The sequence below is a fragment of the Amycolatopsis sp. NPDC104863 genome, from assembly GCF_055582965.1.
In genome coordinates this window covers 451,745-477,255 of record NZ_JBVJOW010000008.1, presented here as the reverse complement: position 1 = coordinate 477,255, position 25,511 = coordinate 451,745, and the positions used below count along the sequence as shown (strand labels likewise).

At 72.1% G+C, this 25,511-nt stretch carries 14 protein-coding genes; 2 read left to right on the top strand and 12 right to left on the bottom strand.

Annotated elements, in window-relative coordinates; all coding sequences use genetic code 11:
- The 3 genes from ACZ63J_RS38285 to ACZ63J_RS38275 all read right to left on the bottom strand — a co-directional run bounded on the left by ACZ63J_RS38285 (position 1) and on the right by ACZ63J_RS38275 (position 7,896).
- Positions 1-1,854, bottom strand: coding sequence for a glycoside hydrolase family 9 protein (locus ACZ63J_RS38285; protein WP_465407187.1), 1,854 nt, complete (start codon positions 1,852-1,854; stop codon positions 1-3).
- 359 nt (positions 1,855-2,213) lie between these two features.
- Positions 2,214-6,830, bottom strand: a complete 4,617-nt coding sequence (locus tag ACZ63J_RS38280) for an RHS repeat-associated core domain-containing protein (RefSeq protein ID WP_465407189.1) — start codon at positions 6,828-6,830, stop codon at positions 2,214-2,216.
- Between the two features lie 373 nt (positions 6,831-7,203).
- Positions 7,204-7,896: a M15 family metallopeptidase gene (locus tag ACZ63J_RS38275; RefSeq protein ID WP_465407191.1), complete on the bottom strand. Its 693-nt coding sequence runs from the start codon at positions 7,894-7,896 to the stop codon at positions 7,204-7,206.
- A gap of 97 nt (positions 7,897-7,993) precedes the next feature.
- Here ACZ63J_RS38275 and ACZ63J_RS38270 point away from each other — a divergent pair, with 97 nt between their 5' ends.
- Entirely contained in the window at positions 7,994-8,815 is an 822-nt protein-coding gene (locus ACZ63J_RS38270) for a HEAT repeat domain-containing protein (protein WP_465407193.1), read from the top strand.
- Here the strand turns inward: ACZ63J_RS38270 and ACZ63J_RS38265 are convergent.
- The 5 genes from ACZ63J_RS38265 to ACZ63J_RS38245 form a co-directional block, all read right to left on the bottom strand.
- Entirely contained in the window at positions 8,801-13,135 is a 4,335-nt protein-coding gene (locus ACZ63J_RS38265) for an Hsp70 family protein (protein ID WP_465407195.1), read from the bottom strand. The genes ACZ63J_RS38270 and ACZ63J_RS38265 overlap by 15 nt on opposite strands.
- Positions 13,132-13,926, bottom strand: a complete 795-nt coding sequence (locus tag ACZ63J_RS38260) for an FHA domain-containing protein (protein WP_465337073.1) — start codon at positions 13,924-13,926, stop codon at positions 13,132-13,134. Before ACZ63J_RS38260 ends, ACZ63J_RS38265 begins: the two co-directional genes overlap by 4 nt.
- Before the next feature lie 2 nt (positions 13,927-13,928).
- Entirely contained in the window at positions 13,929-15,116 is a 1,188-nt protein-coding gene (locus ACZ63J_RS38255; RefSeq protein WP_465407196.1) for a right-handed parallel beta-helix repeat-containing protein, read from the bottom strand.
- A 66-nt stretch (positions 15,117-15,182) separates the two neighbouring features.
- On the bottom strand, positions 15,183-16,958 hold the full coding sequence (locus tag ACZ63J_RS38250) for a serine/threonine-protein kinase (protein ID WP_465407198.1): 1,776 nt from the start codon (positions 16,956-16,958) through the stop codon (positions 15,183-15,185).
- Positions 16,959-17,178: 220 nt separating this feature from the next.
- Positions 17,179-17,754: a TetR/AcrR family transcriptional regulator gene (locus tag ACZ63J_RS38245; RefSeq protein ID WP_465407199.1), complete on the bottom strand. Its 576-nt coding sequence runs from the start codon at positions 17,752-17,754 to the stop codon at positions 17,179-17,181.
- A 103-nt stretch (positions 17,755-17,857) separates the two neighbouring features.
- On the opposite strand from ACZ63J_RS38245, the gene ACZ63J_RS38240 reads away from it, so the two are divergent.
- Positions 17,858-18,907 (top strand): aldo/keto reductase, encoded by a 1,050-nt coding sequence (locus ACZ63J_RS38240; protein ID WP_465337082.1) that lies wholly within the window; start codon positions 17,858-17,860, stop codon positions 18,905-18,907.
- Between the two features lie 18 nt (positions 18,908-18,925).
- Here the strand turns inward: ACZ63J_RS38240 and ACZ63J_RS38235 are convergent, their stop codons facing one another.
- The 4 genes from ACZ63J_RS38235 to ACZ63J_RS38220 all read right to left on the bottom strand — a co-directional run bounded on the left by ACZ63J_RS38235 (position 18,926) and on the right by ACZ63J_RS38220 (position 25,245).
- Positions 18,926-20,332 (bottom strand): SMP-30/gluconolactonase/LRE family protein, encoded by a 1,407-nt coding sequence (locus tag ACZ63J_RS38235; protein ID WP_465407201.1) that lies wholly within the window; start codon positions 20,330-20,332, stop codon positions 18,926-18,928.
- Positions 20,329-22,107 carry an RICIN domain-containing protein gene (locus ACZ63J_RS38230; protein WP_465407203.1) on the bottom strand — a complete coding sequence of 593 codons (1,779 nt, stop codon included), beginning with the start codon at positions 22,105-22,107 and terminating at the stop codon, positions 20,329-20,331. Before ACZ63J_RS38230 ends, ACZ63J_RS38235 begins: the two co-directional genes overlap by 4 nt.
- Positions 22,108-22,328: 221 nt before the next feature.
- Positions 22,329-23,336, bottom strand: a complete 1,008-nt coding sequence (locus ACZ63J_RS38225; protein WP_465407205.1) for a right-handed parallel beta-helix repeat-containing protein — start codon at positions 23,334-23,336, stop codon at positions 22,329-22,331.
- A 13-nt stretch (positions 23,337-23,349) separates the two neighbouring features.
- Complete coding sequence (locus tag ACZ63J_RS38220; RefSeq protein ID WP_465407206.1) at positions 23,350-25,245, bottom strand: pectate lyase family protein; 1,896 nt, start codon at positions 25,243-25,245, stop codon at positions 23,350-23,352.
- Between the last annotated feature and the right edge of the window lie 266 nt (positions 25,246-25,511).

The window sequence follows — 25,511 nt, the reverse complement described above, 5'->3', positions numbered from 1 at the left end:
TCAGCCGGCCGCGGTCAGGCTGAGGGCGAGCGTGCCGGTCGCGGTGTAGTCGTCGGCCGGCTCGTTGGTCGCCCACGTCAGGATGTTGTCCAGGTAGCGCGACGTCGTCGAGTCATACGTCTTGTACGACGGGTCGCTGCATTCCCGGTAGCCGTCGGGCAGCGGGTCGATCGTGTCGAACTGGCCGGCGCCGGTCGGGCCGTTGGCCACCCCGCCGACCGCGACCGTGCCGGAGCCGGTGAGGCTGCCCGCGAGGTTGGCGACCTGGTTGTGCACGCACTTCGGCCAGGTGCTGCCCTCGCCGATCATCATCGAGATACCCCACGCGTTCGAGCCCAGGAGGTACCCGCGCTGCTGGGTGGCGAAGGCGTCGTAGTCGTGCTTGCCGGTCAGCCGGCCGTACAGCAGCGCCGTGGTCAGCAGGCCGAACGCGTGGGTGGCGCCGTCGCCCTGCGAGACCGGGACGCCGGTGCGGAACGGGCTCTTGGCCGCCTGCGCCGTGCCGCCGGCCAGCTGGCGGGCCAGGTCGGCGGTCAGCTGGGCCTCGGTGACGGCCAGTTTCGGCGCGCCCGCCTGCCGCAGCAGGCCGACCAGGTCGGCGTGGGCGAGCGCGCTGACGTCGTAGAGGTTGAGCGAGTCCTGGTCGCCACTGGCGAGGTAGGACTTGGCGTATTTCCCGGCATCGGTCGCCCAGCCGGCGGTGCGGCTGTCACCGAGTGCCTTGGCCGCCAGGGACAGCTCGGTCGCGCCCAGCTCCAGGTCGTCCAGGTACGACGACTCCGGGTAGTACCCGTGCGGGAAGACCGAGACGATGCTGCCGCCGCCGGTGTTGGCGCGCGCGTAGATCGCCGCCGCCGTCGTCAGGTACTGCGTGGCCTTCGCCCGGTCCGTGGCCGCCAGGTTCTGGGCCGCCAGCGCGAACGTCGCGGCGACGCGCCCGGCCAGGTTCGGGCTGATCTTCGCGCCGGGCTTGTTCGCCGCGAACACCGGGCGGTACTTGATGAAGTAGTCCGGGTCGCCGGCCTTGACGTCGAGCGCGTCGTCGGCTTCCGGCAGCCGCCACACTTCGTGGTCGCCGACAAAGCCGTCCTTCGTGCTGCCGACGCCGATGCCGACCTGCGCGTAGAGGACGCCGTGCCCGGCGTCCCACATCTTGTCGAGGTAGTCCAGGCCGAACCGGGCCTCCGCGGCGAGCGACGCGCTCGGGTGGGATCGCTGGGACAGCAGCAGGTTGGCCACTGTGTAGGAGGTGGTCGCGGTGAACTTCAGGAAGTCACCCGCGTCGAACCAGCCGCCCGAGACGTCGACGGTGGCGCCCGTCTTCGTCAGCTTGCCCGTGATGGTCTCGTCGTCGAACTTCGGCACGTCGTAGACCGCGGCCGTCCGGTCGGTGAGGTGGCTCGCCTTGCGGTTCATGGGGCCGGGGACGACGTCCGAGCCGTCCCGCTGCAGCTGGAAGAACTTCACCGTGTCCTCGACGAGCGGGGCGAACAGCGCGCTCGCGGTGTCGACCTTGAAGCTCGGCGAGACCGTGTCCCCCACCTTGATCCGGTAGGTGCCGGCCGTCCGCACCGCGGAGAGGTCGATCGGGTAGACGGCCGGGTAGGCCGAGCTCCACTTCCCGGTGCCGGCGCCGACCTTGCCGGTCAGCACCGACCGGCCCGCGGTGTCGATGACGGTGAACGCGGCCCCGGCGTTCGCCGTGGTGCCCATCAGGTAGGCGGCCTTGGTTTCCCCGGTCGAGTAGCCGACCTGGTCCACCCGGATCCGGACGGCGGTCGCCGCCGCGGCGGGTGGGAAGCTCACTGACACGACCGCGGCCAGCACCGCGACCGCCGCTGTTCCGAGACGCATGGGTCCTCCGGGGCAAGGGCGGCGGCCGATGGTTAGGAAAGTTTCCTAACCATGTCGGAAAGTACCGCCCCACCGGAGCACCGGTCAACGGCCCGGACCGATTCGTTTCCCGGCCCGGGCAGCGCGGCGGCCTCCCTGGCGGCGCTGCGCGGCTGCTCGGCGATGCTGATGGGCCGGCGGACCTACGACATCTTCTCCCGGCAGTGGCCCGGCGCCCCCGGCGAGTACGCCGCGCACCTCAACACCGTTCAGCACCGACGTCACCGACACCGTCGCGGCGTTGAAGCGGGAACCGGGCGGGGACCTCGCCGAGGGCGAAACCCTGCACCGGCGCTACCGGCCGCGGCGGACCTGACCGGCTACTTCTGCCACTGCCCCGGCTTGGGCACACCCGGCAGCGCCGTGGTGTTCGTCCAGCTGGTCTGCGGGTTGGCCAAGCCACCACCAGGCTGCTTCCACAGCTGGAGGTTGATCGGGCGGCCGCTCTCCATCGCCGCGGCGAAGGAGTGGTGGCCGTCGCCGGCGAGCTTGAGCTGGTTCGAGCCCGGCGGGTAGTAGACCTTGACGTCCAAGGGCGTGTCCATCAGCCCGTCCTGCTTCCACTTCGCGATCTTGTCGTCGATCACGCCCTGGAAGACGTGCTCCTGCATCGGGGTCACACCGCCGTAGTTGCTGCCGCTGATCTTCTGCGGCTCCGGCTTGAACGTGTACTCCCCCTGCAGCTTGCTCGGCGCGCCCGGGCCGGGCTGGTGGAAGTCCGCCTTGCCCGGCGGCGGTGTCGGCGCCGGGTTGCCCGCGGTGCCCGGCGCGCCGCCCGAATCCGGCTTCGGGTGCGACGGCCCGGGGGTGTCCGGCTTCGGCTCCGGCGCGGCCGGCGTGTCGGGCTTCGGTTTCGGCTTGGGCGGCACGATGGGCTTGCCGTTCGGCCCGAGCTCCGGTTTCGGCTTCGGCTTGGGCGGCACGATCGGCTTGCCGTTCGGCCCCAGCTCCGGCTTCGGCTTCGGTTTCGGCTTGGGCGGCACGATAGGCCTGCCGTTCGGACCGAGCTCCGGCTTCGGCTTGGGGGTGCTGCCGCCCGTGTTGCCGGCGTCGTGCCCGCCCCTCGGGGTCTGCGGAGCACCGCCACCCGCGGACTGCGAGTTGGTGGAGCAGTTCATCAGGCCCAGCGCGTCGAACTCCGCGTACGGGTCGGGCACGTAGGCGTACGGGTCCGGCCCCGGTTCGAGACCCAGCGGGTCCTGGCTCAGGTACCGCGCCGTCGCCGGGTCGTAGTAGCGGAAGACGTTGTAGTGCAGGCCCGTCTCGGCGTCGGCGTACTGGCCCGGGAAGCGCAGCGGTGTCGGCGCCGCGGTCAGCTCCCGGCCGTGCGCGGTGCGGCGGCTGGTCCACACCAGCCCGCCGCGCTCGTCGAGCAGGTCGGTCGGGGTGCCGACGGCGTCGGTGACGAACGTGCGCACCCGCGTGCCCTGCGCGTCCCGCTCCCGCTGGGCGACCGGCGTCACCGTGCCGGGCAGGTGGTCCCACGTCACGACCCGGCCGGGGCCGGCCTCCTCGACGAGCGTCGTGCCGTCCCAGGTGTAGATCGTGGTGGCGGTGCTGCCGTCGGCGCCGTGGCGGGTCTTGCCGATGCGGCGGCCGAGGGGGTCGTAGTGGTAGCGCCACACCGCGCCGTCCGGCGTGGCCGCGGCCGTGAGGCGGTCGCCGGACCACGTGAACCTCAGCGCGCCTTGGGCGACCCGCCGCCCATAGCCGTCCTCGGTGACCGCGAGGTCCGCGGGCGGCAGCAACGTGCCGGTGGGGTCGTACCGGTACTCCTCACGACCGTGCGCCGCGGCAACGCCGACGACGCGCCCGGCGACGTCCCGGGTCACCGTCGTCGCGCCGGTGACGTCGTCGCGCAGCGCCGACAGCGTCCCGTTCGCCTGGTAGCCGAACGACCGCCGCTGCACCGGGACGCTCCCGGCGACGACGGTCTGGCCGAGCAGTTCGCCGTTGCCGCCGAAGGTCTGGCCGAGCTGGGCCGCCCCGTCGTGGCGGCTGACCACGCGGGACGCGGTGTCGTGGCGGTAGACGATCGCCTGCCCGCCCGCGAGCAGCCCGACCGGCCGGTCGAGGTCGTCGAAGAACCAGGTGCTCTCGGCGCCGCCCGGGGTGCGGCGGTGGAGGTAGCCCGACTCGTCGTACTCGAACGTCACGCTGCGGCCGTCGACGGTCTCGCGGACGACGCGGCCCAGCGCGTCCCGCTCGAACTCCACAGTGGACTCGCCGTTCGCGGCGTGCGCCAGGTGGCCGACGGGGTCGTACCGGTAGGTGGTGGTGCGGTCCGGCGCGCGCACCTCGACGAGGTTGCCGATGAGGTCGTGCCGGTAGGTCGTCACGAGCCCCGCGGGATCGGTGGCGCGGACCAGCTGCCCGGCCGCGTCGTAGGCGTAGGTGCGGGTGTGCCCGGCGAAGTCCGTCTGGGCCCGCAGGCGGCCCAGCTCGTCGTAGCGGTAGTGCCAGGTGCGGCCCTGCGGATTGGTCACCGAGGTCAGGCGCAGCTCGGTGTCGTAGCCGTAGACCGTCCGCGCGCCCGAGGGCTCGACCAGGGCGGTGAGCACGTCGAACGGGCCGTACTCGCGGCGGGTGACCCGGCCGAGCTCGTCGACGTGCTCAGTCTCGTTGCCTTCCCCGTCGTAGCGCCAGAAAGCCCGCTCCTGCCGCGGCCCGACCCGCCCGGCCCGGCGGCCTTCGACGGTCCAGCTCAGCGCGACCGCCCCGGCCGCCGTCGGCCGGCCGAACTGGTCGGGCTCCACCCCTTCGGGAGCGGGCGGCTCGTCGTCGCCGCCCAGCGAGATCGACGTGGCGACGCCCACCGGGGTGGTGCGCGGGTCCGGCGCGGTGTCCTCGTACTGGCGGCGCCAGCTGGTCTCTCCACTGTGGACGGTGATCGTGGCGCCCTCGAGCAGCACCACCGAGCCGTCGGGGCGGTGCACCTCGGCCAGCACGCCGTCCTCGTCGTAGCCGTAGCGCGTGGTGCGGCCCAGCGGATCGGTGCGGGAAAGCAGCCGGTCGTAGCGGTCCCACTCGGAGAGGGTCACGCCGCCGATCGGATCGACCTCGCGCACGACCTGGCGCGCGTCGTTGAGGTGGAACTCCGTGACGTGCCCGAGCGAGTCGGTGTGGCGGGTGACGCGGTCGCCGTAGGTGAAGGTGCCGCTGAGGAAACCGCCGTCGCCGGTGGTGCGGACGCACCGGCCCAGGTGGTCGTAGGTGTAGGCGTAGTGGACGTCGTTGCGGTCCCGCCACGCCGTCAGCCGCCCGGCCTCGTCGTACTCGAACCGCTGCGCCTGCCCGGAGGAGTTCGTCACCGCGGCCAGGTTGCCCTGCGGCGAATAGTCGAAGCGCAGCGCCGTGACGTCCGGCAGGCCCTCGCCGAGGACGACCAGCTCGGTGACGCGGCCACGCTGGGTCCGCAGCGCGACGCGGACGCCGTCGTCGCGGCGCAGCAGCGTGGGAGTGCCGAAGTCGTCGTAGAAGACCTCGACCCGCTGCTCCCCCTCGAACGCGCGCAGCGGCACCACGCGCCCGGCGCCGGAGAACTCCAGCACGGCGTCGTCGGTGGTCAGGGTGTACGTGTCGCCGTCGCGGGTCAGCGGCCAGCGCGCGCCCTCCAGCGGCAGCTGCTCACCGTGGGGGTAGACGAGGATCATTCCCGTGGGCGAGAAGTAGCAGACGTGCTCGTCGTCCACCTCGAGCCGCTGGTCCACAGTGGACGACCAGGAGACGCCGAACCAGTGGCCCGCCCGGTAGGTCGACACGTGCGTGCGCGCCAGCACGAGCGAGCCGAGCTCGAGGTCCCGCTGCTCGAGGATCACCTCGCCGCTCGCGACGTCGACGGGGTCGTCCTTGCAGACGCGGTTGTCGGGGCCGGGGGCGGTGTCGCGCGGGTTGTCCGGCTTGTTCGACGACGGCGTGGTGCCGTTGCCCTTACCGCCGGGCGAGCCGTTCGAGCCGTTGCCGTGGCCGCCGCCGGAGCCGCCGGGTGTGCTGTCGCCGTTGGAGCCCGAGCCGGACGGCGACGTGGTGTCGTTCTTGGGTGGCGGGCCGTCGTTCTTCGGCGGGTTCCCGTGCGCGCCGGAGGTGGTGGTGCCGTCGCCGCCCCCGCCCTTGGGCTTGGGTTCCGGCGCCTTCGGCGTGCCGTCGATCTTCGGGGCCTTCGGCGGCGGGGCCGCCTTGCCGCCGGTCTTGAGGCCCTTCAACGCCTTCGCGGCGTCGTCGAAGAGCGAGCCGGCCTTCTTCAGCAGCGGGATGAGCGCCTTGAGGGCCTTCACGAGCCGGGTGACGAGGTCGGCGATCTTGGACGCCGTCTTGGCGACCGCCGCGACCACCTGCGGGACGACCCAGGTCAGGCCGATGCCGAGGGTGAACACGACCTGCAGCGCCCAGCTGATCAGGTGCCCGACCAGCTCGGCGATGATGTCGCGCACCAGCGACCGGACCGCGCCGACGACCTCGCCCGCGGTCTTCACCCCGCTGGACGCGCCCTCGCAGCCCTTTTGCGCGCTTTCCAGCAGGGTGACGGTGTCCTGCGAGCGCTGCCGGTAGGCGTCGGCCGCCGGGCCCGTCCACGACTGCAGGTCGGCCTTGACCATGTCCCCGAGGTCGGTGCCGACGCTCTGCAGCTCACCGGCGATGTTCTTCCAGGTCTGCGACTGCGCCGCGATCTCGTCGGCGTTGCCGGTGAGGCCGTTGAGCGCCTCTTTCAGCGGGCCGACGTGCTCGATCAGCCACCCCACCCCGGCGGCGAGGATCGCGCCGAAGGGATCCATGGCCATCGAGAGGGCGTCGAGGGCCGTGCCGACCGCGCCCATCGCGACCGACGCCCAGTCGCCGCTCTCGATGGCGGACTTCAGGTCGTTCGCCGTCTCCAGCAGGGAGATCCCGGAGTACGCCTTCGTCGAGTCCTGCGTCGGCGCGACCAGCGGGTTGCTCATGGGAAGGGACCATCCTCGTCGCAGAGACAGTCACGGGCTCACCGTGGCCGGCCCGAGATCGTTTCCCAAGCTACCAATCCCCCGGGGCCGGCCGCCGGGACCTCCGGCCCGGTTGCCCGATCGCACACCCACGATGTCCTTTTGGACGCTTCCCCACCGCCGGCGGCGGGGACGGCCTGGGACCCGTCTGCTCGCGAGGGTGGCCTGCAGTGTGATCTAGGGGACCCGGCCGGCGCCCGGCTGACCGGGCAGTTCGCCTCGAGAATCGTCGGCGCCCGTCGACCGGGCGCGGGTCCCACCGCCGCCGGCGGCGGGGACGGCCCGGGACCGCCGCCGACCCCTCCGGCGGCGGTCCCGGGCTTTTCCCCGAGGGTCAGGGCTTCTCGAAGTGCTGGTAGTCGATCGGGGTGTCCCAGGACCCGCCCCAGGTCCAGCCGCGGGTGGTGAACGCCTGCTCGGTCGCGTCACCGGCGTGGATCATGCCCGGCGCGTGCTGCGTGCGGTCGACGTACGGCGCGCCGTTGGGCGGGTAGACCGCGCCGCTGCCGGAGATGTACGGGTTCTGCACGGTGTTGATGTCGATCGCGCGGCCGTAGGAGTGGTTGGACCAGGCCGTGCCCCCGGTGATCGCCCGGCAGTTGAACGCCGACGTGTTGTTCGCCGCCATCGAGGCGTCGTCGTCGGAGTTGTACTTCTCCACGGTCTCCATCCGCTCAATGGGGAACCGGCCGAAGTACAGGTCGGCGAAGGTGTACGCGACCTCGACGGCACGGTCGGCGTTGACGATCAGCTCACCCTGGTGCGCCGCGCCGTCGAAACCGAAGAACGTCAAGCTCACCAGCCGCAGCTGGTCGGGCGCGACCGGGCAGCCCTCGTGCCAGCTGGACGCGAGCCGCTGCGCGGTGACCGGCTTGATGACGGCGATGAAGGGACGGAGTCCGCTGTTGGCCGGCGCGGCGAGCTCCACGGTCTGGCCCGGCGTGGCGGCCGGCGCCTGGGTGGCGCCGGCCAGCACCACGGACAGTGCGAGAGTGACAACGGCAAATATCCTGGTTCTGAGTTTCATGCCGCCACCACGCTTCGCCCCGGTGCCCGGCTGAGGCGGAGTCGGATTGATCACAGCCGGGCAACCTCGAGCTCACCGGCGGAACCGAGGAGGACCGATGCCGTGGTGGCGCCGGAAGAACGACGCCGGGGTCCCGGTGCCGGAGCTGACCGCCCGGCTGGGCAGCCCCGACGCGCCGGTGCGCGTCGACGCCGCCCGCGCGCTGCGGCGACACCCGGATCCGCGTGCGGTGGACCCGCTGTTCGACGCGCTGCGGCGCGGGCCGTCCGAGAAGGCGGCCGGGGTGATGCTCGAGGCACTGGGCAGAATCGGCGGCGACGAAGTCGTGGCGCGGCTGTCGACGCTGGCGCTCGACGCGGTGTGGTGGGCTCCCCTGCCGGCGGACCTCCACGACGACGACCTCCCGGTGATCCCCGCGGTCCACTGGGTGGTCAAGGCGCTGCTCGGGGCGGGCGGCCCGGAGCCCGCGCTGCACGCGCTGTCCCGCGCCCTGCGGGACCCGCGGCCCGAAGTCCGGCGGAGCGCCGCGCTCGGAATCCGTGACATCAGCGGCGGCGACCTGCTCGGCTGGGACGGGCTCGGCTGGCAGCGGCTCGGCTTCTCGAACCGGGACGAAGGGACGGCGGAGCGGGACCAGGTCGTGGCCCTGCTGTGCACCGCCTTGTCCGAGGACGACGACTGGCTCGTCCGGTTCCACGCCGTGCACGCGTTGCTCGTCCTCCGCGACCCTCGCGCGGTCACCACCCTGATCACCTGCCTCGCCGAGGACGACCACGGCCAGGTGCGGTACGGGGCCGCCGTGGCCCTGGGCCGCTCGGGCGACCGCCGAGCCGTCGAACCCCTCCGCCGCGCGCTGCTCGCGGACCCGGACCACGCCCCGGCGATCAGGGAAGCCCTCAGCTCGCTACGGTCGGCCTGAGCTCCCTCCCGCTTCGGTCAGCAGCGGGTGGACGGCGGTGACACCGAGCACCACCGCCCCGCCGGGCTCGGCGGAAACCACCACGCCGACGACGTCGCCGTGCTCGTCCAGCACCGGTCCGCCGACATCGGCGGGCGACACGCGCAGTCCGACGTGGAACAGCCTCGCGCCGGCCGCCACGCTGAAGCGGTCGACCAGGCCGGTGCCGCCGTCGGCGGTCTGCAGCGGGTCGCCGAGGCGCACGAGCGCGGGGTAGCCCAGGGGCGGCGGGTCGGCGTCGACCGGCTCGGCCAGCCGGAGCACGGCCACCTCGTGCTCCGGTGCGTCCGGCCGGTGGATCCGGGTGACGGCCCGGGCGCCCTGTCCGGTGGTCACGACGGTTTCGGCGGTGAGGGCCGGCCCGGCGGTGACGACAAGCCGGTCCGAGACCAGGAATCCGGCGCGCGACTCCGCGCCGACCTCGACCCGGACGAGCGCGGAGCTCACCGCGCCGGACCCGGCCGGGCGGAACTTCCGGTACCCGTCGGCGTCCCCGGTTTCGGCGAGGCAGCGGGCGTACCGGCGGCGGTCGTCGGCCGACACCGGCGGTGTGTCGAGCGCGGCCAGCGCCTGCCGGTAGTCCCCGGCCTCGTAACAGGCGCGGAACCGGCGCAGCGGGTCGGGCTCGGCCAGGGCCAGCCGCACGAGGACCGCGTTCCACCGGGCGATCCTGGCCGCCACGTCGCGCAGCGCGGTCAGCCGCGCGGTCAGCTCGCCGGTGAGCCGGGCGGTCTCGGCGAAGTCGGCTTCGAGCTCACCACCGGATTGGTCGACGTGGTTCAGCGCGGCGACGGCGGCCTCGCGCACCGCCTCCCGCGCGTGCCGCAGGTCCAGGTCGGTCTGGCCGGCCTGGCTGAACATCTCGACCAGCAGCGCGGTGTCGGCGTCGTCGGCGCCCGCCGCGGGCACGTGCGTGGCCTGGCGGTGGCGGAACTCCTGCCACGCCGCCTCCGTGTCGTCGTCCATTGTGGACGCCGCCAGCTCCCGCAGCCGGTCGCGGCGGTCGGCGAGGTCCTGCTGGCGCTGCTCGACCTCGCGCTGCCGGTCGTAGCTGCGGGTCAGCTCGGCGACCTCCCGCGGTGAAAGCAGGGTGGTGTCGGTGATCCGGATCGAGCTAGCTTGCCCGGTGGCGCGGTCCCGCGCGGTCACCGAAAGCACGCAGCTGGCGTCGATCTCGAAGGTGACGTCGATCTGCGGCACGCCCTTTTCGGCGGGCGCGATGCCGGCCAGCTCGAACTGGCCGATCTTCGACTCCGCGTCGAGCCCGCCGTTGAAGATCTCGATGCGCACCGAGGACTGGTTGTCGTGGTGCGTGGAGAAGACGTCCGAGCGCGTGGCCGGGATGGTCGTGTGCCGCGGCACGAGCTCGGACAGGCTTTCGCGGTCGTGCTCGTCGTGCACGCGGATCCCGAGCGAGAGCGGCGTGACGTCGAGCAGCACGATGTCGTCCAGCGAGCCGTCGCGCATCGCGCCGAGGAGCGCGGCGCCGCCGGCCACCGCGGTCCGCGGGTCGGACACCACGGTGCGGGTCAGCCCGAACGCCCGTTCCACGGTTTCCCGCACCAGCGGCGAAAACATCGGGCGGCCGATCAGCACGAGGTGTTCGGGGCGGGTGGTGGCCGCGGCGCTGAACGCGGCGCAGACCTCGTGCAGGTGCTCGAGCTGCCCGGCCAGGATCGTCGCCAGCTCGGCGCGGGTCAGCTCCAGGCCGACGGCGCCGGCGCCGAGGCCGCGCAGCTCGCACTCCGCGTGCTCCCGCGCGGACAGCTCGATCTTCAGGCTCTCCGCGGCGATCGCCAGGCGCCGCCGCGCCGCGCCGCTCGCCGGCACCGTGATCCCGCGCCGGTCCAGCCGGTCCGCCAGCGCCTCGGTGAGCACCGTGTCGAAGTCCTGGCCGCCGAACTGGCTGTCCCCGCCCACTTCCTGCACGTCGTAGACGTTCTCGCCGACGTCGAGCAGGCTCAGGTCGAGGGTGCCCGCGCCGAGGTCGACGACGGCGATCGCGCCGTCGAGCCGCCGTTCGCGCGCGGCGGTGATGCACGCGGCCGTCGGCTCGTGGATCAGCCGGACGAGGTCGACGCCGGCGATGCGGCACGCCGCCCGCGTCGCCGCCTTCTGGTTGTTGGTGAAGTACGCCGGGATCGTGACGACCGCCCGCGGCCGCTCCAGCCGCAGGTCGTGGTTCCGCTCGGTCCAGGACAGCCAGTCCTCCCGGACCACGCCGAGCTCATCGGCGGCCAGGTCGGCGACGCGCTCGCGCACCCGGTCGGCCAGGAAGGCCTCCACCAGGCCCCGGGCGTGCCGGACGAGCCGGGCGGCGACCTCTTCCGGCCGGAAGGTGCGGTCGCGGACCTTGAACACCGTGCCCCGGCCCATCTTGCGCTTGGCGGCGTCGATGTGGCCGACGAGCCACGGCACGAGCGTCTCCTCGCCGTGCAGCCCGACCAGCTCGTTGCCGTCACGGTCCAGGCTCACCGTCGAGGCGAAGTGCACTTCGCCCTTCCACGGGCAGAACACCGGCTGCCGCGTCTCGGTGTCGTAGACGGCCGCGGCGCAGGTCGTGGTGCCGAGGTCGAACCCCCAGATGCCGCTGTAGCGCGCTTCGACGTCCGCGCGGGCCTGGGCGACCCAGGCCTGGGCGCGTTCTTCGAACCGGACCCGCTCCCGCGTGACGAGCGCGTCGGTGACCCTCGCGGTGAGCTCCGCGGGCACCAGGCCGTCGTGGACGAGCTCGCGGAGCACCCCCGCGGCCCGGGTCCCGGCGCCGCGGGCCTCGACCACGGTGAGGCAACGCCGCACGAGCTCACCGTGGTCACCGGTCTTGCGCAGGCACTCGGCCAGCCGGAGGTCGTCGGCGGCGTCGTCGCCGAGCCGGCGGACGAGGCAGTCCGCCGCCGCGGCGAACGAGCCGGCCGCCATGTACAGCGGGACCGCCCGCTCCAGCTGCCCGATGCGGTCGTACAGCGCGGCCGCGCCGGCGGTGTCACCCCCGGCTTCGCACGCCTCGGCCCGGGCGGCGAGCGCGTCCGGGGTGTCGTCGTCGCGCAGCACGCGGACCGCCTCGCCGAACCGGCCCGCGCGCAGGAACAGCTGGTGGGCGCGGAAGAACTCACCGCCGTCCTCGGCCCGGGCGGCCGCCAGGGCGTGCTCCCCGGCCGCCTCTTCGACCCGGCTCCACGCGCGGAGGGTGTCCCGCCGGTCGGCGCCGCCGCGCAGGAGCTCGCCGAAGTGCCGTCGGGTCACGCCGAGGAGCGTGGTGAGCACGCCGGCCAGCTCAGGCTGCCGTGCGGCGGGCTCGCCGCGGTCGAGAACCCGCCGCAGCTGCCGGGCGGCCTCGGTGAAGTCCTCACCCTCGATCAGCCGGTGGATCCCGGCCACGAAGCGGTCCACGAGCCGCTCGCCCTGTCCGGCCGGGCAGGTCACGAGGGCCTCGGCGAACCGGCCGAGCTCCTCGTGGCACCGGCTCACCCCGTCGGCCCGGTCGGCTTCTTCGAAGGCGGGCAACGCTTCCGCGTACCGGCCGGCCTCGGCCAGCAGGTCGCCCAGCCGCCCGGCCAGCGCCGTGACGACCGCGCCGTCACCTCGTTCGCGGGCGAGAGCCAGCCCGGCTGTCACGTCGTCGGGCTCGGCGCTGGCGAGGCAGGCGTCCAGCGCCCGCTGTTGCTGTTCCGGGGTGCCGGCCAGCCGGACGGCGGCCGCGCCCTGCCCGCGCAGGACCCGGACCTCGAACAGCTCCGGCGCCAGTTCTTCGGGCAGGTGCGCGAAGAACAGCCGCCACATCTGCTCGTCGCGCGCGAAGTCTTCGGGCGGGTAGCCGCGCAGGACGCGGGTCACGACGTCGAGGTCGAGCACCCCCGCCGCCCGCCACCGGTCGAGGGTGCGCACGATCGACGCGGCGTCGCCGAGGAGCTCGGCCAGCCTGTCCCGGGCGCGCAGCTGTGGCGCCGGTAGCCGCAGCCGCGTCGCCACCTCGAACACGACCGTCGCCGCGGGCCGGTCCGCACCGGTGAGCCAGGGTTCGTCGGCCGCGGTCAGCGGGTAGTGCTCGGCCGGGATCCGGGCGTCGTAGCGCCGGAAGAGCTCCTCGGCTTGAACGGTGTCGACGCGCAAGGCCAGCCGCAGGGCGTCTCCGTAGGCGCGGGCCGCCCGCTCGGACGGCGGACCGGAAGGGCCCGGAAAAGCCGCTTCGAGGCGGGCCGTGGCGCGCGCCAGCCGCTTCGCCGCACCGCCGCCGAGCAGGTCGCGAAAGGTGCCGGGACCGGAAATCCGGGCCTCCCTCATCCGGGGAACGGCGCGGGCGGTTCGGGCAGCTCGAGCCATTCCAGGTCCATCGGCACCAGTGTGGTCGAAAGCACGAGCTCACGCAGCAGGTTCACGGTCAGCGTCAGCCCTACGGGCTCACCCACCTCCTCGCGCCGCAGGCCGTGCACCCCGGCGTCGGAAAGCCGTTGCCGGACCCGGGAAACGAGGTGCTCCACGCGCTTGGCCGTCCAGTTCTCGCGCGGCTGCCGCTCGGCGAGCTCGGCGGCCGCCTGCTGCCGGGACAGCGGCAGCGGCTGGGGGTCGTACCCGAGGTACCGCTGCCCGAGCACCGCCAGCACGAGGTGCTCCTCGGGCGAGAGCCGCCAGCGTTTCGGCGGCGCCGTCGGGTGGGTCGGACGGCGGGTGGTGACACCGGCTTCGCCGTCGGAGACGAGCAGCTCCAGCACGTGCTCGCGGGTGCCGCGCAGGAACAGCGCGGTGTACCCCTCGGCCAGCGGCAGCGGTTCGCTGTCGCGGTGCAGCAAGACACTGTCGGACAGCCGGATCGGCGAGCGGCCGGTGTTGCTCAGCCACCAGCGGTCCCGCTCGCGCACGAGCTGCCCGTGGACCCGGCTGATCCGCACGTCCTCCTCCCCGACGCAGACGTCGACCTCGAGCCGGTTGCGCCCGAAGGTGACCCGGCTCCCGGGGGACGGCGGCACCGCGACCCCACCGGTCACGGTGAGCGCGCTCAACGTGCCCGGCACGGTGTCGGCAACGCCGTGGCGGAGGCTGCGCTGGCGGTACGGGTCGAGTCGTCCGGTGGCCACGGCTACCTCCGCTCGTAGGCGCCGATGTCGAAACCCGCGCCGGCCGGGCGGGCGACACCGTCGAGATCGGTCGCGGGGGCGTGCACCGGGCTGCCGGCGTCGATCGCGGGCGAGCCGGCGGTCAGGTGGTAGTCGCCGCGGGCGGGGTCGGCGAACCCCGGGTCCCCGGCGAAGTTGTGGTCGGCGGTGAACGGGCCGGCGCCGACCGGGCCGTCCCCGAACACATTGTTGCGCAGGGTGTTCGTGCCGGCGAACCGGTCGGCGTCGACCAGCACCGAGCCGCGGGTGTTGCCGGCGAAGGTGTTGTTGACGATCTCGACGTCCCGCATGGTCCCGGTCGACTCCACCCAGAGGCTCAGCCCGGCCTGCGCGTTTCCGGTGGACAGGTTGTCGAAGACCCGGACCTTCGAGAGCAGCCGGGTTTCCGAGTAGTCCTCGACGGCGAGCCCGATCCCGGCCTTGGTGGCCTCGCGAGTGCCGCCGACGACGTCGGCGTAGACGTCCACCGCCGACGACGAATCGACGTAGATGTCGGGACCCCGGTTTCCGGTGACGACGTTGTGGTGGATCTTCACGCGGGCCGCGTCGTCGTACTTGACGTCGATGCCCTCTTCGCCGTTGTTGTGCACGCGGCAGCCGGACACCTCGACGTCCGACGAGCCGGACGCGATGCTCAGCGCCTCGTGGTCGGCGGCGGTGCCGCGGGCGTTCGTGCCGTGGATGTCGCAGCCGGTGATCCGCACCCGCCGGGAGCCGACCAGCACGAGCCCGCCGTCGCGGGAGCCGTCGACGCCGAAGCGGGTGAACACGAGGTCGTGGGCGCCGTCGGCGTACACGCCGAAGCCGGTCGAGCCGGCCACCGTGATGTCGGTGAACTCCAGCCGGCCGTGCCCGCCCAGGGCCAGGCCGCCGCCCCCGGTCAGCACCGCTTTGCCGCCGACGCCGGTGAACCGGATCGGCCGGCCCGGGGCGCCGTCGTGGCGGACGGTCAGCCCACCCGGGTAGCTCCCGGCCTCGATCGCGACCGTGTCCCCCGGGCGGGCCGCGTCGGCCGCCGCCTGGACGGTGGTGTACTCCGCGTGCGGGCCGACGTGCCGCGTCCGCGGCGCCGGTCCGGCAGACCCCTCGACTGTCGGCCCGGCCACGCTCGTCACCAGGAGCGCCACGCCGGCCAGCACCCGCATCACCATTTCCCGTCCCGCCTCTCCCCCGGCCGCACTCTTTCTAGCCGAGGCCGCCCGGGACCGGTCCCCGGTTCACGGCAGCCGCCGGACGAGGTCCTCCGCCAGCGAGCGCGTGGACGCGCACAGCGCGTTCCCGTCCGCCGCCGCGGCGTCCTGGACGGACACGACGACGACCTCCTCCCGCTGCGGGGCGGTGCCGCGCAGCACGGGCAGCACCGGGGTGTAGAGGCGGTGCACGATTTCGACGGCGCACTCCGGCTTCCCACCCGGCACCGGCGCCACGACGGCGTTGCGGTTGCCGACGCGGATCCGGTCGCCGGGCACGTCCGAGTCGGCCTCGATCGGCCATTCCCGGCTGTACTCCACGGAGATCGTGCGCGGGTCGTGCTCCCAGGTGCAGCCCCAGCCGCCGAACTCGCGGTCCGGCGCCTTGGCCTGGCCCAGCGCTCCCGACGTCTCGGAGACATCGAGCAGGCCGCAGGCGTCGACGCGGGCCAGCGACCACTCCGGGAACGGCCGCTCGCGCACCGGCAGGGGCCCGTTGGCGAGCTTGGCCAGCACGCCGGAGAGCACCGCCTCCGAGAAGGCGCACAGCGGCGCGTCCGGGGCGCGGTCGGTCGGGTGCGAGGTGACGACGATCCGGTTGGCGTCGGCCAGCGAGATGGCGCGTTCACAGGCGCCGTCGCGGATCTCGGGCCGTTCGATGTCGCCCACCCGGCCGGGCACCGGCGGCCGGGTCGGGTACCGCTGCGGGCCGGTCAAGGAGAGCACGGTCTGCACCTGGCCGGTCTTGTCGGCGAGGGTGGTCGTGACGACGCAGGTGCCGAAGTCCAGCACCTCGGGGTCCACGAACGGCTCCCCGAACGGCGCGAGCGAGTCGGTCGAGATCGCCGCGCACGGGTCCGTCTTCCCCGGGTCGGCGCCGAGGGTGTTCGGCCCCGCCGCGACCGGGGTCGCCGACGGCGGCCGCGTCAGGAAGAACCCGGTCACCAGCGCGGCGACCACCACCACCGCGGCCCCGGCGAGCAGCCGCCGGCGCAGCCGCCGTCGCGGCTTGCGGGGTGCGGGCGCGTCCGCGGTGAGCAGCGCGACCGCGTCGGCGGCGGCGGGCCGGTCGGCCGGGTGCCGGGCCATCAGCGCGGCGAGCACCGGCGCCAGCCGCCCGGCGCGCTCGGCGGGCGCGGGCCGGCCGCCCGCGGCGCGGCGCATCTGCGCGAACGGGCCGGCCTCGCCCGTGCCCCACGGCGACCGGCCTTCGACGGCGGCGTAGAGGGTGGCGCCGAGGGAGAAGACGTCCGAGGCGGGCCCGGCCTCACCGCCGTCGGCCACCTCCGGCGCGACGTACCCGAGCGTGCCGGTGAGCTGGGCGCCGCCGGTGCGGGTGACCTCGGTCCAGCGGGCGATGCCCAGGTCGGTCAGCTTGGCGACGTCGTCCGCGGTCACCAGGACGTTGCCCGGCTTGATGTCGCGGTGGACGATGCCACGCGAGTGCATGTCGGCGAGCGCCGCGGCGAGCTGCGTGCCGATCCGCCGGACCCGGTCCTCGGGCAGCGGCCCGTCGTCGTCGACGAGCTCCTCGAGGCTCCGCGCGGCCAGGTACTCGGTCACCAGCCACCGGCCGTCGCCGTCGAGAACGGTGTCGAACACCGTGACGACGTTCGAGTGCAGCAGCCCGGCCCCGATCCGCGCCTCGCGCCGGATCTGGCCGGCGTCCTCGCCCAGCGACCGCTTGAGCGTCACCGGCCGGCCGAGCTCGAGATCGACCGCTCGCCAGACCACGCCCATGCCACCCCGGCCGAGCTCCTCTTCCAGCCGGTAACGGCCGGCCACGACTCGCCCCTTGCCCACGCGGGCAGTGTACGAAAGCCGTGTCGGCCCGCTGACCCCGCGTCACCGCGGCGCCGGCCGGACAGCCAAGATGAGCAGAGCGTAGGCAGCGAAGAAGCACCAGAACCCGGGGCGCGAGGCGCGCCCCCGGAACCGGAAGCTCAGCCGCACCAGAGCTGCCACGAACTCCAGCCTGCCGCGCACTGTCTCCGTTGCATGCGGCGCTCTCGAGCAAGACTCCTCAGACCGGGCGGGGCGGCGCAGCCAGGCCCGAGAAGACAGCGGCGATCAAACGCCTCCCCTGCGCCGCGCCTTCCTCGGTGTTCGCCACGCGCCACAGGAAGCTCATCAGCATGATGATGTCCGCCGGGTCGTGGCCGGGGGCGATCGTGCCCTCGGCGACACACGCGTCGACCAGCTTCGTCACCGCCGCGGTGGCCGGCACCCAGGTTGCGTCGATCACCTCCTGGGCCACCGCGCTGTGCAGGGCGTCGCCGAGGCCGTGCTTGATGCGGATGTAGCCGGAGAGCGTTTCGAACCACTCGATGAACGCGGCCTTCGCGGACGGCCGGCGCGCCAGCACCTCGTCGGCGGCGAGCGTCAGGCGTTCGATGTCGTGCTGGTACGCCGCGAGGATCAGGTCTTCCCGGGTCGGGAAGTGCCGGTAGAGCGTGCCGGCGCCGACACCGGCGCGCTTGGCGACCTCGCTCAGCGGCACGAGCGGGTTCTGCGCGAACAGCTCGTGCGCGGCCTCGATGATCGCGACGCGGTTGCGCGCCGCGGCCCGGCGCTGCGTGCCGTAGGTCCCGTCGGTCATCCCCGGATCATGCCTCATCTTTGACATGCGGAGAATCCTCCGCTAGTTTCGAGGTTACTTGCGGAGGATCCTCCGCGAGTTCCCCTCTCGCAGAAGGCACCTCATGCGCTACGTGAAGCTCGGCACCACCGGTCTCGACGTCTCGCCCGTCGCGATCGGCGCGATGACCTACGGCGAGCCCGACCGCGGCCACCCCGTCTGGTCGCTGGGCGAAGAACAGGCCCGGCCGCTCGTCAAGCACGCGCTCGAGGCCGGCATCAACTTCTTCGACACCGCGAACATGTACTCGAACGGGTCCAGCGAGGAGATCCTCGGCCGCGCGCTGAACGACTTCGCCGACCGCGACGACGTCGTGATCGCCACCAAGCTGCGCCACCCGATGCGGCCCGGCCCCAACGGCCGCGGCCTGTCCCGCAAGGCCGTCATGACCGAGGTCGACCACTCGCTGCGGCGGCTCGGCACCGACTACATCGACCTCTACCAGGTGCACCGCAACGACCACGCGACCCCGCTGGAGGAGACGCTCGAGGCGCTCAGCGACCTCGTGAAGGCGGGCAAGGTGCGCTACCTCGGCGCGTCCTCGATGCCCGCGTGGGAGTTTTCGAAGGCCCTGCACCTGCAGAAGCACCACGGCTGGGCGCGGTTCGTGTCCATGCAGGACCACTACAACCTGCTGCACCGCGAGGAAGAGCGCGAGATGATCCCGCTGTGCCTGGACGAGGGGGTCGGCACGATCATCTGGAGCCCCCTGGCCCGCGGCCGCCTCGCCCGGGCCTGGGACGACGCGAAGGCGACCGAACGCTCCGCGACCGACGGCGCGTTCGCCGACCTGCTCTACTCCCCCGCCGAAGAGGCCTCGAACAAGGCGATCGTGGACGCCGTCGGGCAGGTCGCCGACGCCCACGGCGTGAGCCGCGCGCAGATCGCCCTGGCGTGGCTGCGCCACCAGCCGGTGGTCACCGCCCCGCTGGTCGGCGCCGGTTCGGTGCGGCAGATCGACGACGCGGTGGCGTCCCTGGACGTGGTGCTCACCGACGACGAGGTGCGCTCGCTCATCGCGCCGTACACACCCCGGTACGACTGGCAGGGTGTCTCCGACGAAGCCGAGCTCGACGCGATCCGGGCCCGCGTGCCCGGCATGGCCCTGAAGTGACCACGCCGGGCCGCGAACTCAGTACGGCCAGCCGGGCACGTTCAGCCGGACGCTGTACAGCCCGAAGTTCCCGCTGTCGCCACCGCCGGACGGCGTGCCCGAAGTGATGAACAGCGTTTTCCCGTCCGGCCCGCCGAACGCGGCGTTCGTCGCGTTGCGGCCCGCCGAGATGGTCCCGAGCGCCTGTCCGGACGGCGAAAACACGTGGACCACGCCGTCCCCGTAGGTCACCTGGTAGACGTTGCCCGCACAGTCGATCGTGCCGCCGTCGGTGCCCGCCACCGCCGCGAAGTCACTCCGGGCGCCGGTGCTCCCGTCGGCGTTGACCGGGTACCGGTAGATCTTGCCGGTGGCGTTCCCGCCCACGTACAGCGTCTTGCCGTCCGGGGACAGCTCGATCCCGTTGGGCTCGCGGATGGTGTCGTCGATCAGCGAGACGACGCCGTCGCGCACCCGGAACACGCTGGTCCGGCCCGCCATCCCGTCCGGTCGGTCGGCCCGCTGGAAGTCCGGGTCGGTGAAGTAGACCGTGCCGTCCGGGCCTTCGGTGACGTCGTTCGGGGAGTTGAACGCCCGGCCCTGGTAGTTCGCGGCGAGCGTGGTCCGCTGCCCGCCGGCCAGGTCGTACCGGGAGACGCTGCGGTTGTCGTGCGTCGCCGCGATGAGCGACTTCCCGTCACGGCTCAGCGCCAGCCCGTTGCTGCCGGCGTTGGGCACCACCGTGGTGAACGCGCCCGTCGCCGGGGTGTAGCGCAGGATGTCCGACGGCTGGACGTTCTGCGCACCCGCGCCGTCGTGCATGTTGGTCAGCAGCAGGGTCTGGCTCGCCTTGTCCCAGGTCGGCCCCTCCAGGAAGTTGAAGCCGTCCTGGATCTTGGTGGCGGTGAGGTGGGACGAGGGCAGTGGCGAGCCGAACGGGCCTGACGGGCAAAGGCCGTCGGGCGGTGGAGTCGTGGTGCTCCCGGGCAGCGTCCACGCCTGGTTCGCGCCGCCGGTGCACGCCCAGGTCTGCAGCCGGGTGCCGTCCGCGCTGGACACGCCGGTCGCGTCCAGGCACTTCCCGGACGCGGTGTTGACCAGGGCGCCGGTGCGGGCGGTCCAGCGTTGCGCGCCGGTGCCGTTGCAGTCGTAGACCTGCACGGCCGCGCCGTCGGCCACCGAGCCGCCGGCGACGTCGAGGCACTTGCCCGACGCGGCGACAACCGTGCCGTCGGCGGTGACGGTCCACCGCTGGGCCGTGCCGCCGGTGCACGACCACAGCTGGACCCGGGTGCCGTTGGCGCTGCCGGGGACGTCGAGGCATTTGCCGCCGATGCCGGTGATGGCGCCGGTGCCCGCCGCCGTGGCCGGGACGGCGACCACCGTCACCCCGGCCACGGCGAGGGCGGCCGCCGCGGCGAGCCGGCGTCCGAAGTGGACGTTCACGCCGGGACCGTCCACCGCTGGTTCGGCCCGCCCGTGCAGGTCCAGAGCTGCACCTGCGTGCCGTTGGCCGTGCCACCGCCGGTCACGTCGAGGCACTTCCCGCTGCCGGCGTTGACCAGGGAGCCGTTCGCGCCGGTCGTCCAGCGCTGGTTGGCGCCGCCGAAGCAGTCCCACAGCTGCACCGCCGTGCCGTCCGCGGTGCCGCTCCCGGTGACGTCGAGGCACTTGCCGAGGCCGCGGACCGTGCCGTCGGTCGCGAGGGTCCACTGCTGGTTCGGGCCCGAGGTGCAGTCCCACAGCTGCGGCCGGTTCCCGTTGGTGGTCGAGCCGCCGGTGACGTCGAGGCACTTGCCCAGCGCCGAGACCGCGCCGGTGCGGCCGGTCGGCGGCGGGGTGGTGCCGCCGGTACCGGGCCAGGTGAACGTCGCCATCGCGCCGCCGGCGAGCTGGTACCCGAACGTCTGGCCGCCGTAGGACACCTGGAAGTTCTGCGTGCCGCCGCTGTTGAGCGCGACGAGCACGATGGTCCCGTCCGGGTTGCGGAACGCGACGTTCTGGACGCCGCCGTCGCCGTAGCCGGTCGAGTCGATCCGCACCGCGCCGGGCTGGACGAACTTGCTGAGGTGCCCGAGGACGTAGTACTCGGCGTTGTAGGTCACGTTCGAGCCGTTCGTGGTGACAACGCCCGTGCAGTTGGTGCAGCTGCCGATCACCGGTCCGTGGTTGTTGTCCAGCGCCATGTTCCACGTCGTGACGGTCTTCGCCCAGTTGCGGGTGGCGCCGATCGCGAGGTTGATCCCCTGCCACCGCAGGGAGTCCGCGAAGGTGTTGCCCGACTCCGTGCCGGAGCACTCGGTGAAGAAGATGTCCTTGTTCGGCTGGGCGTTGTGCACAGTGGACTGTCCACTCGGGTTCCCGCCGTAGCAGTGCCAGGCCGAACCGGCGACGTTGTTCCCGGCGCCGTTGTTGACCTGCTGCGCGTAGCTCGTGTCGTCCCAGTTGTGGTCGTACCCCAGGATCTTGGCGTTCTGCCCGGCGGAGCGCAGCTTCGGCGCGAGGTTGTTGATGACGTTCACCTGCTGGCCGGCCGACATCGGCATGCCCGGGTAACCCGGTGGCGAGAACTTGGGCTCGTTCTGCACGCTCAGGTAGTCGATCGGGGCGCCCGCGGCGCCGTAGGCCTGGGCGAACTTGACCAGGTAGTCGGCGTAGGTGCCGACCTGGCTGTCGTTGAGGTTGCCGCCGATCAGGTTGTTGTTGTTCTTCATCCACGCCGGCGCGCTCCACGGCGTGGCCATGATGGACAGTTTCGGGTTCAGCGCCTTGGCCTGCTTGACCAGCGGAAGGATGTAGGCGTTGTCGTGGGCGACGGAGAACCGCGTCAGGCCGGGGTCGGCGGCGCCGTCGTCGTAGGTGTAGAAGCTGCGGGAGAAGTCGGTCGCGCCGATCGGCTGGCGCAGGAAGCTCAGGCCGACCCCGCTGCCGGGGTTGAACAGCGCGTTCATGATCTCGTCACGCCGCGGGGAGTTGTTGATGTTCCACGCGGCGGCGTCGGTGAAGGAGGCCCCGAAGCCGACCATCGACTGGTAGGTGGTGTTCGGGTTCACGGTGATCACCGGCCCGCTGCCGCCGCTGCCGAAGGTCACGCTTCCCTGCTGCCGCAACAGGTTTCCGCGGTCGGGGGTGGTGAGCCACACGTTCGCCGACGTCGCCGCCGACGCCGGGCCGGCCGGGACGGCGAGCGTGGCCGCGACGACCACCGTCACCACGGTCATCCCACGCCACCGTTTTTTGTTTCTGGACAGCAGAAGCATGCCACTCCTCACGAGTGCGGAGACAGTGGCGGCTGTCGGACAGTCCGGGGCTACCCCTCGGTGATCGAGGCTTTCGAGGTGAGATTGATGGTAAATACCTATTATTTTCGGTGTCAAGAGCTCTGTCCCGATGATCGGGAACCGGGGCGGTGACTCCGGGTGAGCCACCGCCGCGGGCCGGCTCAGCTCCCCGGCGTCACCGGGGTCTTCGACACCCCCTTGCCGCCGGTCGCGGTGTTGGAGGCGCCGATCACGTTCGGCGACTTCTGCGAGACGCAGCTGCTCTGGTTCGTCGAGTTGATCCCGTAACCCTGGGCGTTGGTCAGCGTGAACGTGTTCTTCGTGAACGTGTTCCCGCAGCCGGCCTTGCCCCAGACGTTGTGCGTCTGGAACCCGTCGAGGTACGGGTGGATCACCTTGTTGCCGGTGATCGTGTACTTGTCACCCTTGACGTCGATGGTGGAGTCGCCGGAGTTCTGGTTCTTCTCCCCGGTGCCGTCCAGGGTGTTGCCCGAGATCACGCCGTCGTGCGTGCCCTCCTTGATGTCGATGCCCTCGGCCGCCACGTTCGGGCCGATCTTGTTGTCCAGCACCTGGCCGTAGTTGCTGGCGTCGGGGTCCTTGCCGCCGTTCGCGCCGTAACACTCCCAGTTGCTGTTGGCCGAGCCGAGGTAGACGCCTTCGCCGTACCCCGGCTCTTCCTTGCCGGTGTTGTAGACGGTCGAATTCTTGATGACGCCGTACGCGCTGCTCTTGCGGAAGTGCACCCCTTCGTACCCGATGTCGTGCACGCTCACGCCGTCGATCGTGACGTGGGACGCGCCGTCGAGCACGATGCCCTTCTTCGAGTCCTTGACCGTGAACCCCTTGAGGTTCCAGTAACTCGCGCCCTGCAGCCACAGGCCGTAGCCGGTCTGGCCGGACGGGCAGTCGGTGTCACCGGGGTTGAACAGCGGGTCGTGCAGCACGGCCTTCGCACTGCCGGTCAGGGTGATCGGCGCGGCCGCCGTGCCGGGCTTGGTCGCCACGAACGCGCCGCTGTAGTCGCCGTCGGCCAGCACGATCGTGTCACCCGCCTTCGCCGCGGACAACGCCGAGGAGAGCTGCGCCGCCGTCGAGACGTTGATCGTCGTCGCCGCCGGGTGGACCAGCTGGCCCACCAAGGACAACGCCGCGAGAGTCTTGATCATCGGTTCGCTCCTTTCAGCCCACGTTCTTCAGGAACAACGACTTCGCGGTGCTGGTCTTCGTGTCGTCGACACCGTGGCCGTTCGTGTAGTCCTTCTGCTCGTTGTGCGCCCAGTCCACGATCGGCTTGCCACCGACGTCCAGGTGGTGGAACTTGGTGCCGTCCCAGCCGAACTGGTAGATCTTCGTGTGGTCCGGGTAGTACGGCGTGTAGGCCGCGCCGGCGGTGACCTGCTTGGTCATGGTGTTGTTGAAGAAGACGTTGCGCGGGCCCGAAGAACCGGACCACTTGACCGCCTTCTGCCCGGTCGACCAGTAGATCGGGAACCACGTCGAGTCGTCCGGGGCGTCCCCGCCTTCGTCACCGCAGTGCGCCGTGCAGTTGCCCGAGCGGTGGGCGAAAGAGACCTTGTTGGTGTTCAGCTCGAACAGGTTGTTGCGCTCGTAGCCGCCGTGGATGTTGAAGTCGGAGTCGATGTCGTTGCCGATCACGACGTTGCCCGAGGCCGACCACTGGAACGTGAAGTGCCGCAGGTCGCGGGTGGTGTTGCCGGCGTAGAGCGAGTCCCAGACGCGGGAGCCGCGGAAGTAGCCGTTGCCGCCCTTGCCCTTGTTCCACGAGCCGTCGAGCTCGTTGTTGACGATCTGGAGGTTCTTGGCCTCCTCGGTGACGATCGGGTGCGACCCGGTCATCGTCGCGTGCGTGTTGCGGACCCAAGAGTTGGCGGCCCACTTGAACACGATGCCCTGCATGGCCAGCGACGGCGCGAGGTTGCCGTAGTTGTCCTTGGCCTGGGCTTCGGTGACCCCCGGCGGGGCGACCTGGCCGTAGGTGAAGTCCTCGAAGCCGACCCCGACGATCGGGTCCACGATGGGCGACGCCTTGGACGCGTACGTCGCGCCGTCGATCGGGGCGGAACCGTCCGAAGTGGAGTCGACGGGGACGTCGTACTCGAGCGGCTTGTCAATGGACACCGTGTGGTTCTTGGTGTCGATCGCGGTGATGGTGAACCACTGCTGGCGCATGTGGAGGTTCTGCAGCGGCCAGGTCGTGGGCACCGCGTTCATCGACTGGTAGAACTTCATCGAGTTGGCGGCCCGGATGTTGATGAACCCGCCGACCTTCATGTTCGTGGTCTTGGCGCTGGTGGCCAGGTAGACGGTCTTGTCACCGGTGCGCGCCGCGAAACCCTTGTCACCCGGCTTTTCGCGCAGCTTCGCGCCCGCCTTCCAGTGCACGTTGACCGTGCCCTCGAAGATGTCCTTCCGGTTGGCCGGCGCGGACTTGTACTGGCTGGCGTAGCTCGGGTCCACCCCGCGCGACTGGACGCGGAACAGGCCGCGGCCCGGCCACAGCCAGCCGCCGGAGCCGTCCTCGTAGTTCATCTCGTGCTGGTCCCACTGGTCGCCGTCGGGCGTGACGACGTCGTACTCGGTGTTCTTGTCCGGGGCGTAGACGAACTTCGTCTTGTCCATGCCGGCGCCGCGCAGGATCAGGTAGCTCGCGTCGACGTGGATCTCGTGGGTGACGTTGAGCGTGCCGGCCGGGAAGGTGATCAGGCTCAGCTTGGTGTAGCTCGCCGACGGTGTGCACGACGAGTGGATCTTGTCGATGGCCGACTGGATACCGGCGGTGTCGTCGACCCCGTCGTCCGGCTTGACCTTGTAGGTGCTCGCGAGCTGGGCCGCGGTGATCGTGCAGCTCGCGCTCGGGTTGACCGCGCTCGCGCCGGGCAGGTCCTGCCCGCCGCGGAAGCCGGCCTTGCTCCAGTCGTAGAGACCGGGCACGGGCGCCGCGCGGTTGCCCGCCGACGTGTCGAGGCTCGTCAGCGCGCCGGGCCCGGGCGCCGCCGCGGACTGGCTCAGCCCGGCCGCGCCGGCCGCGACGCACAGCGCCGCGGTCACGATCACGACTGTTTTTCTGCGTGACAAGGAAACCTCCGAGAGGATGCGCGTTTCGGGGTACACAAAGGACCATGAGCGGTCTTGTGGTCGATCGGTCCGCCGGAAGCCGGCGGACGGGGCACGAAGTGTGCGTTACCGGCGCGAGATCGCCGGGAAGTGGATCGCCTGTCTGGACAAAACTCCTCCGTCGCTGACTGGTTGTCACCAGGACTGCATGAAGGCGGCGTTGAGCAGAACCATACAACCGGGAACCGAGTTAGTAAAGTTACTTT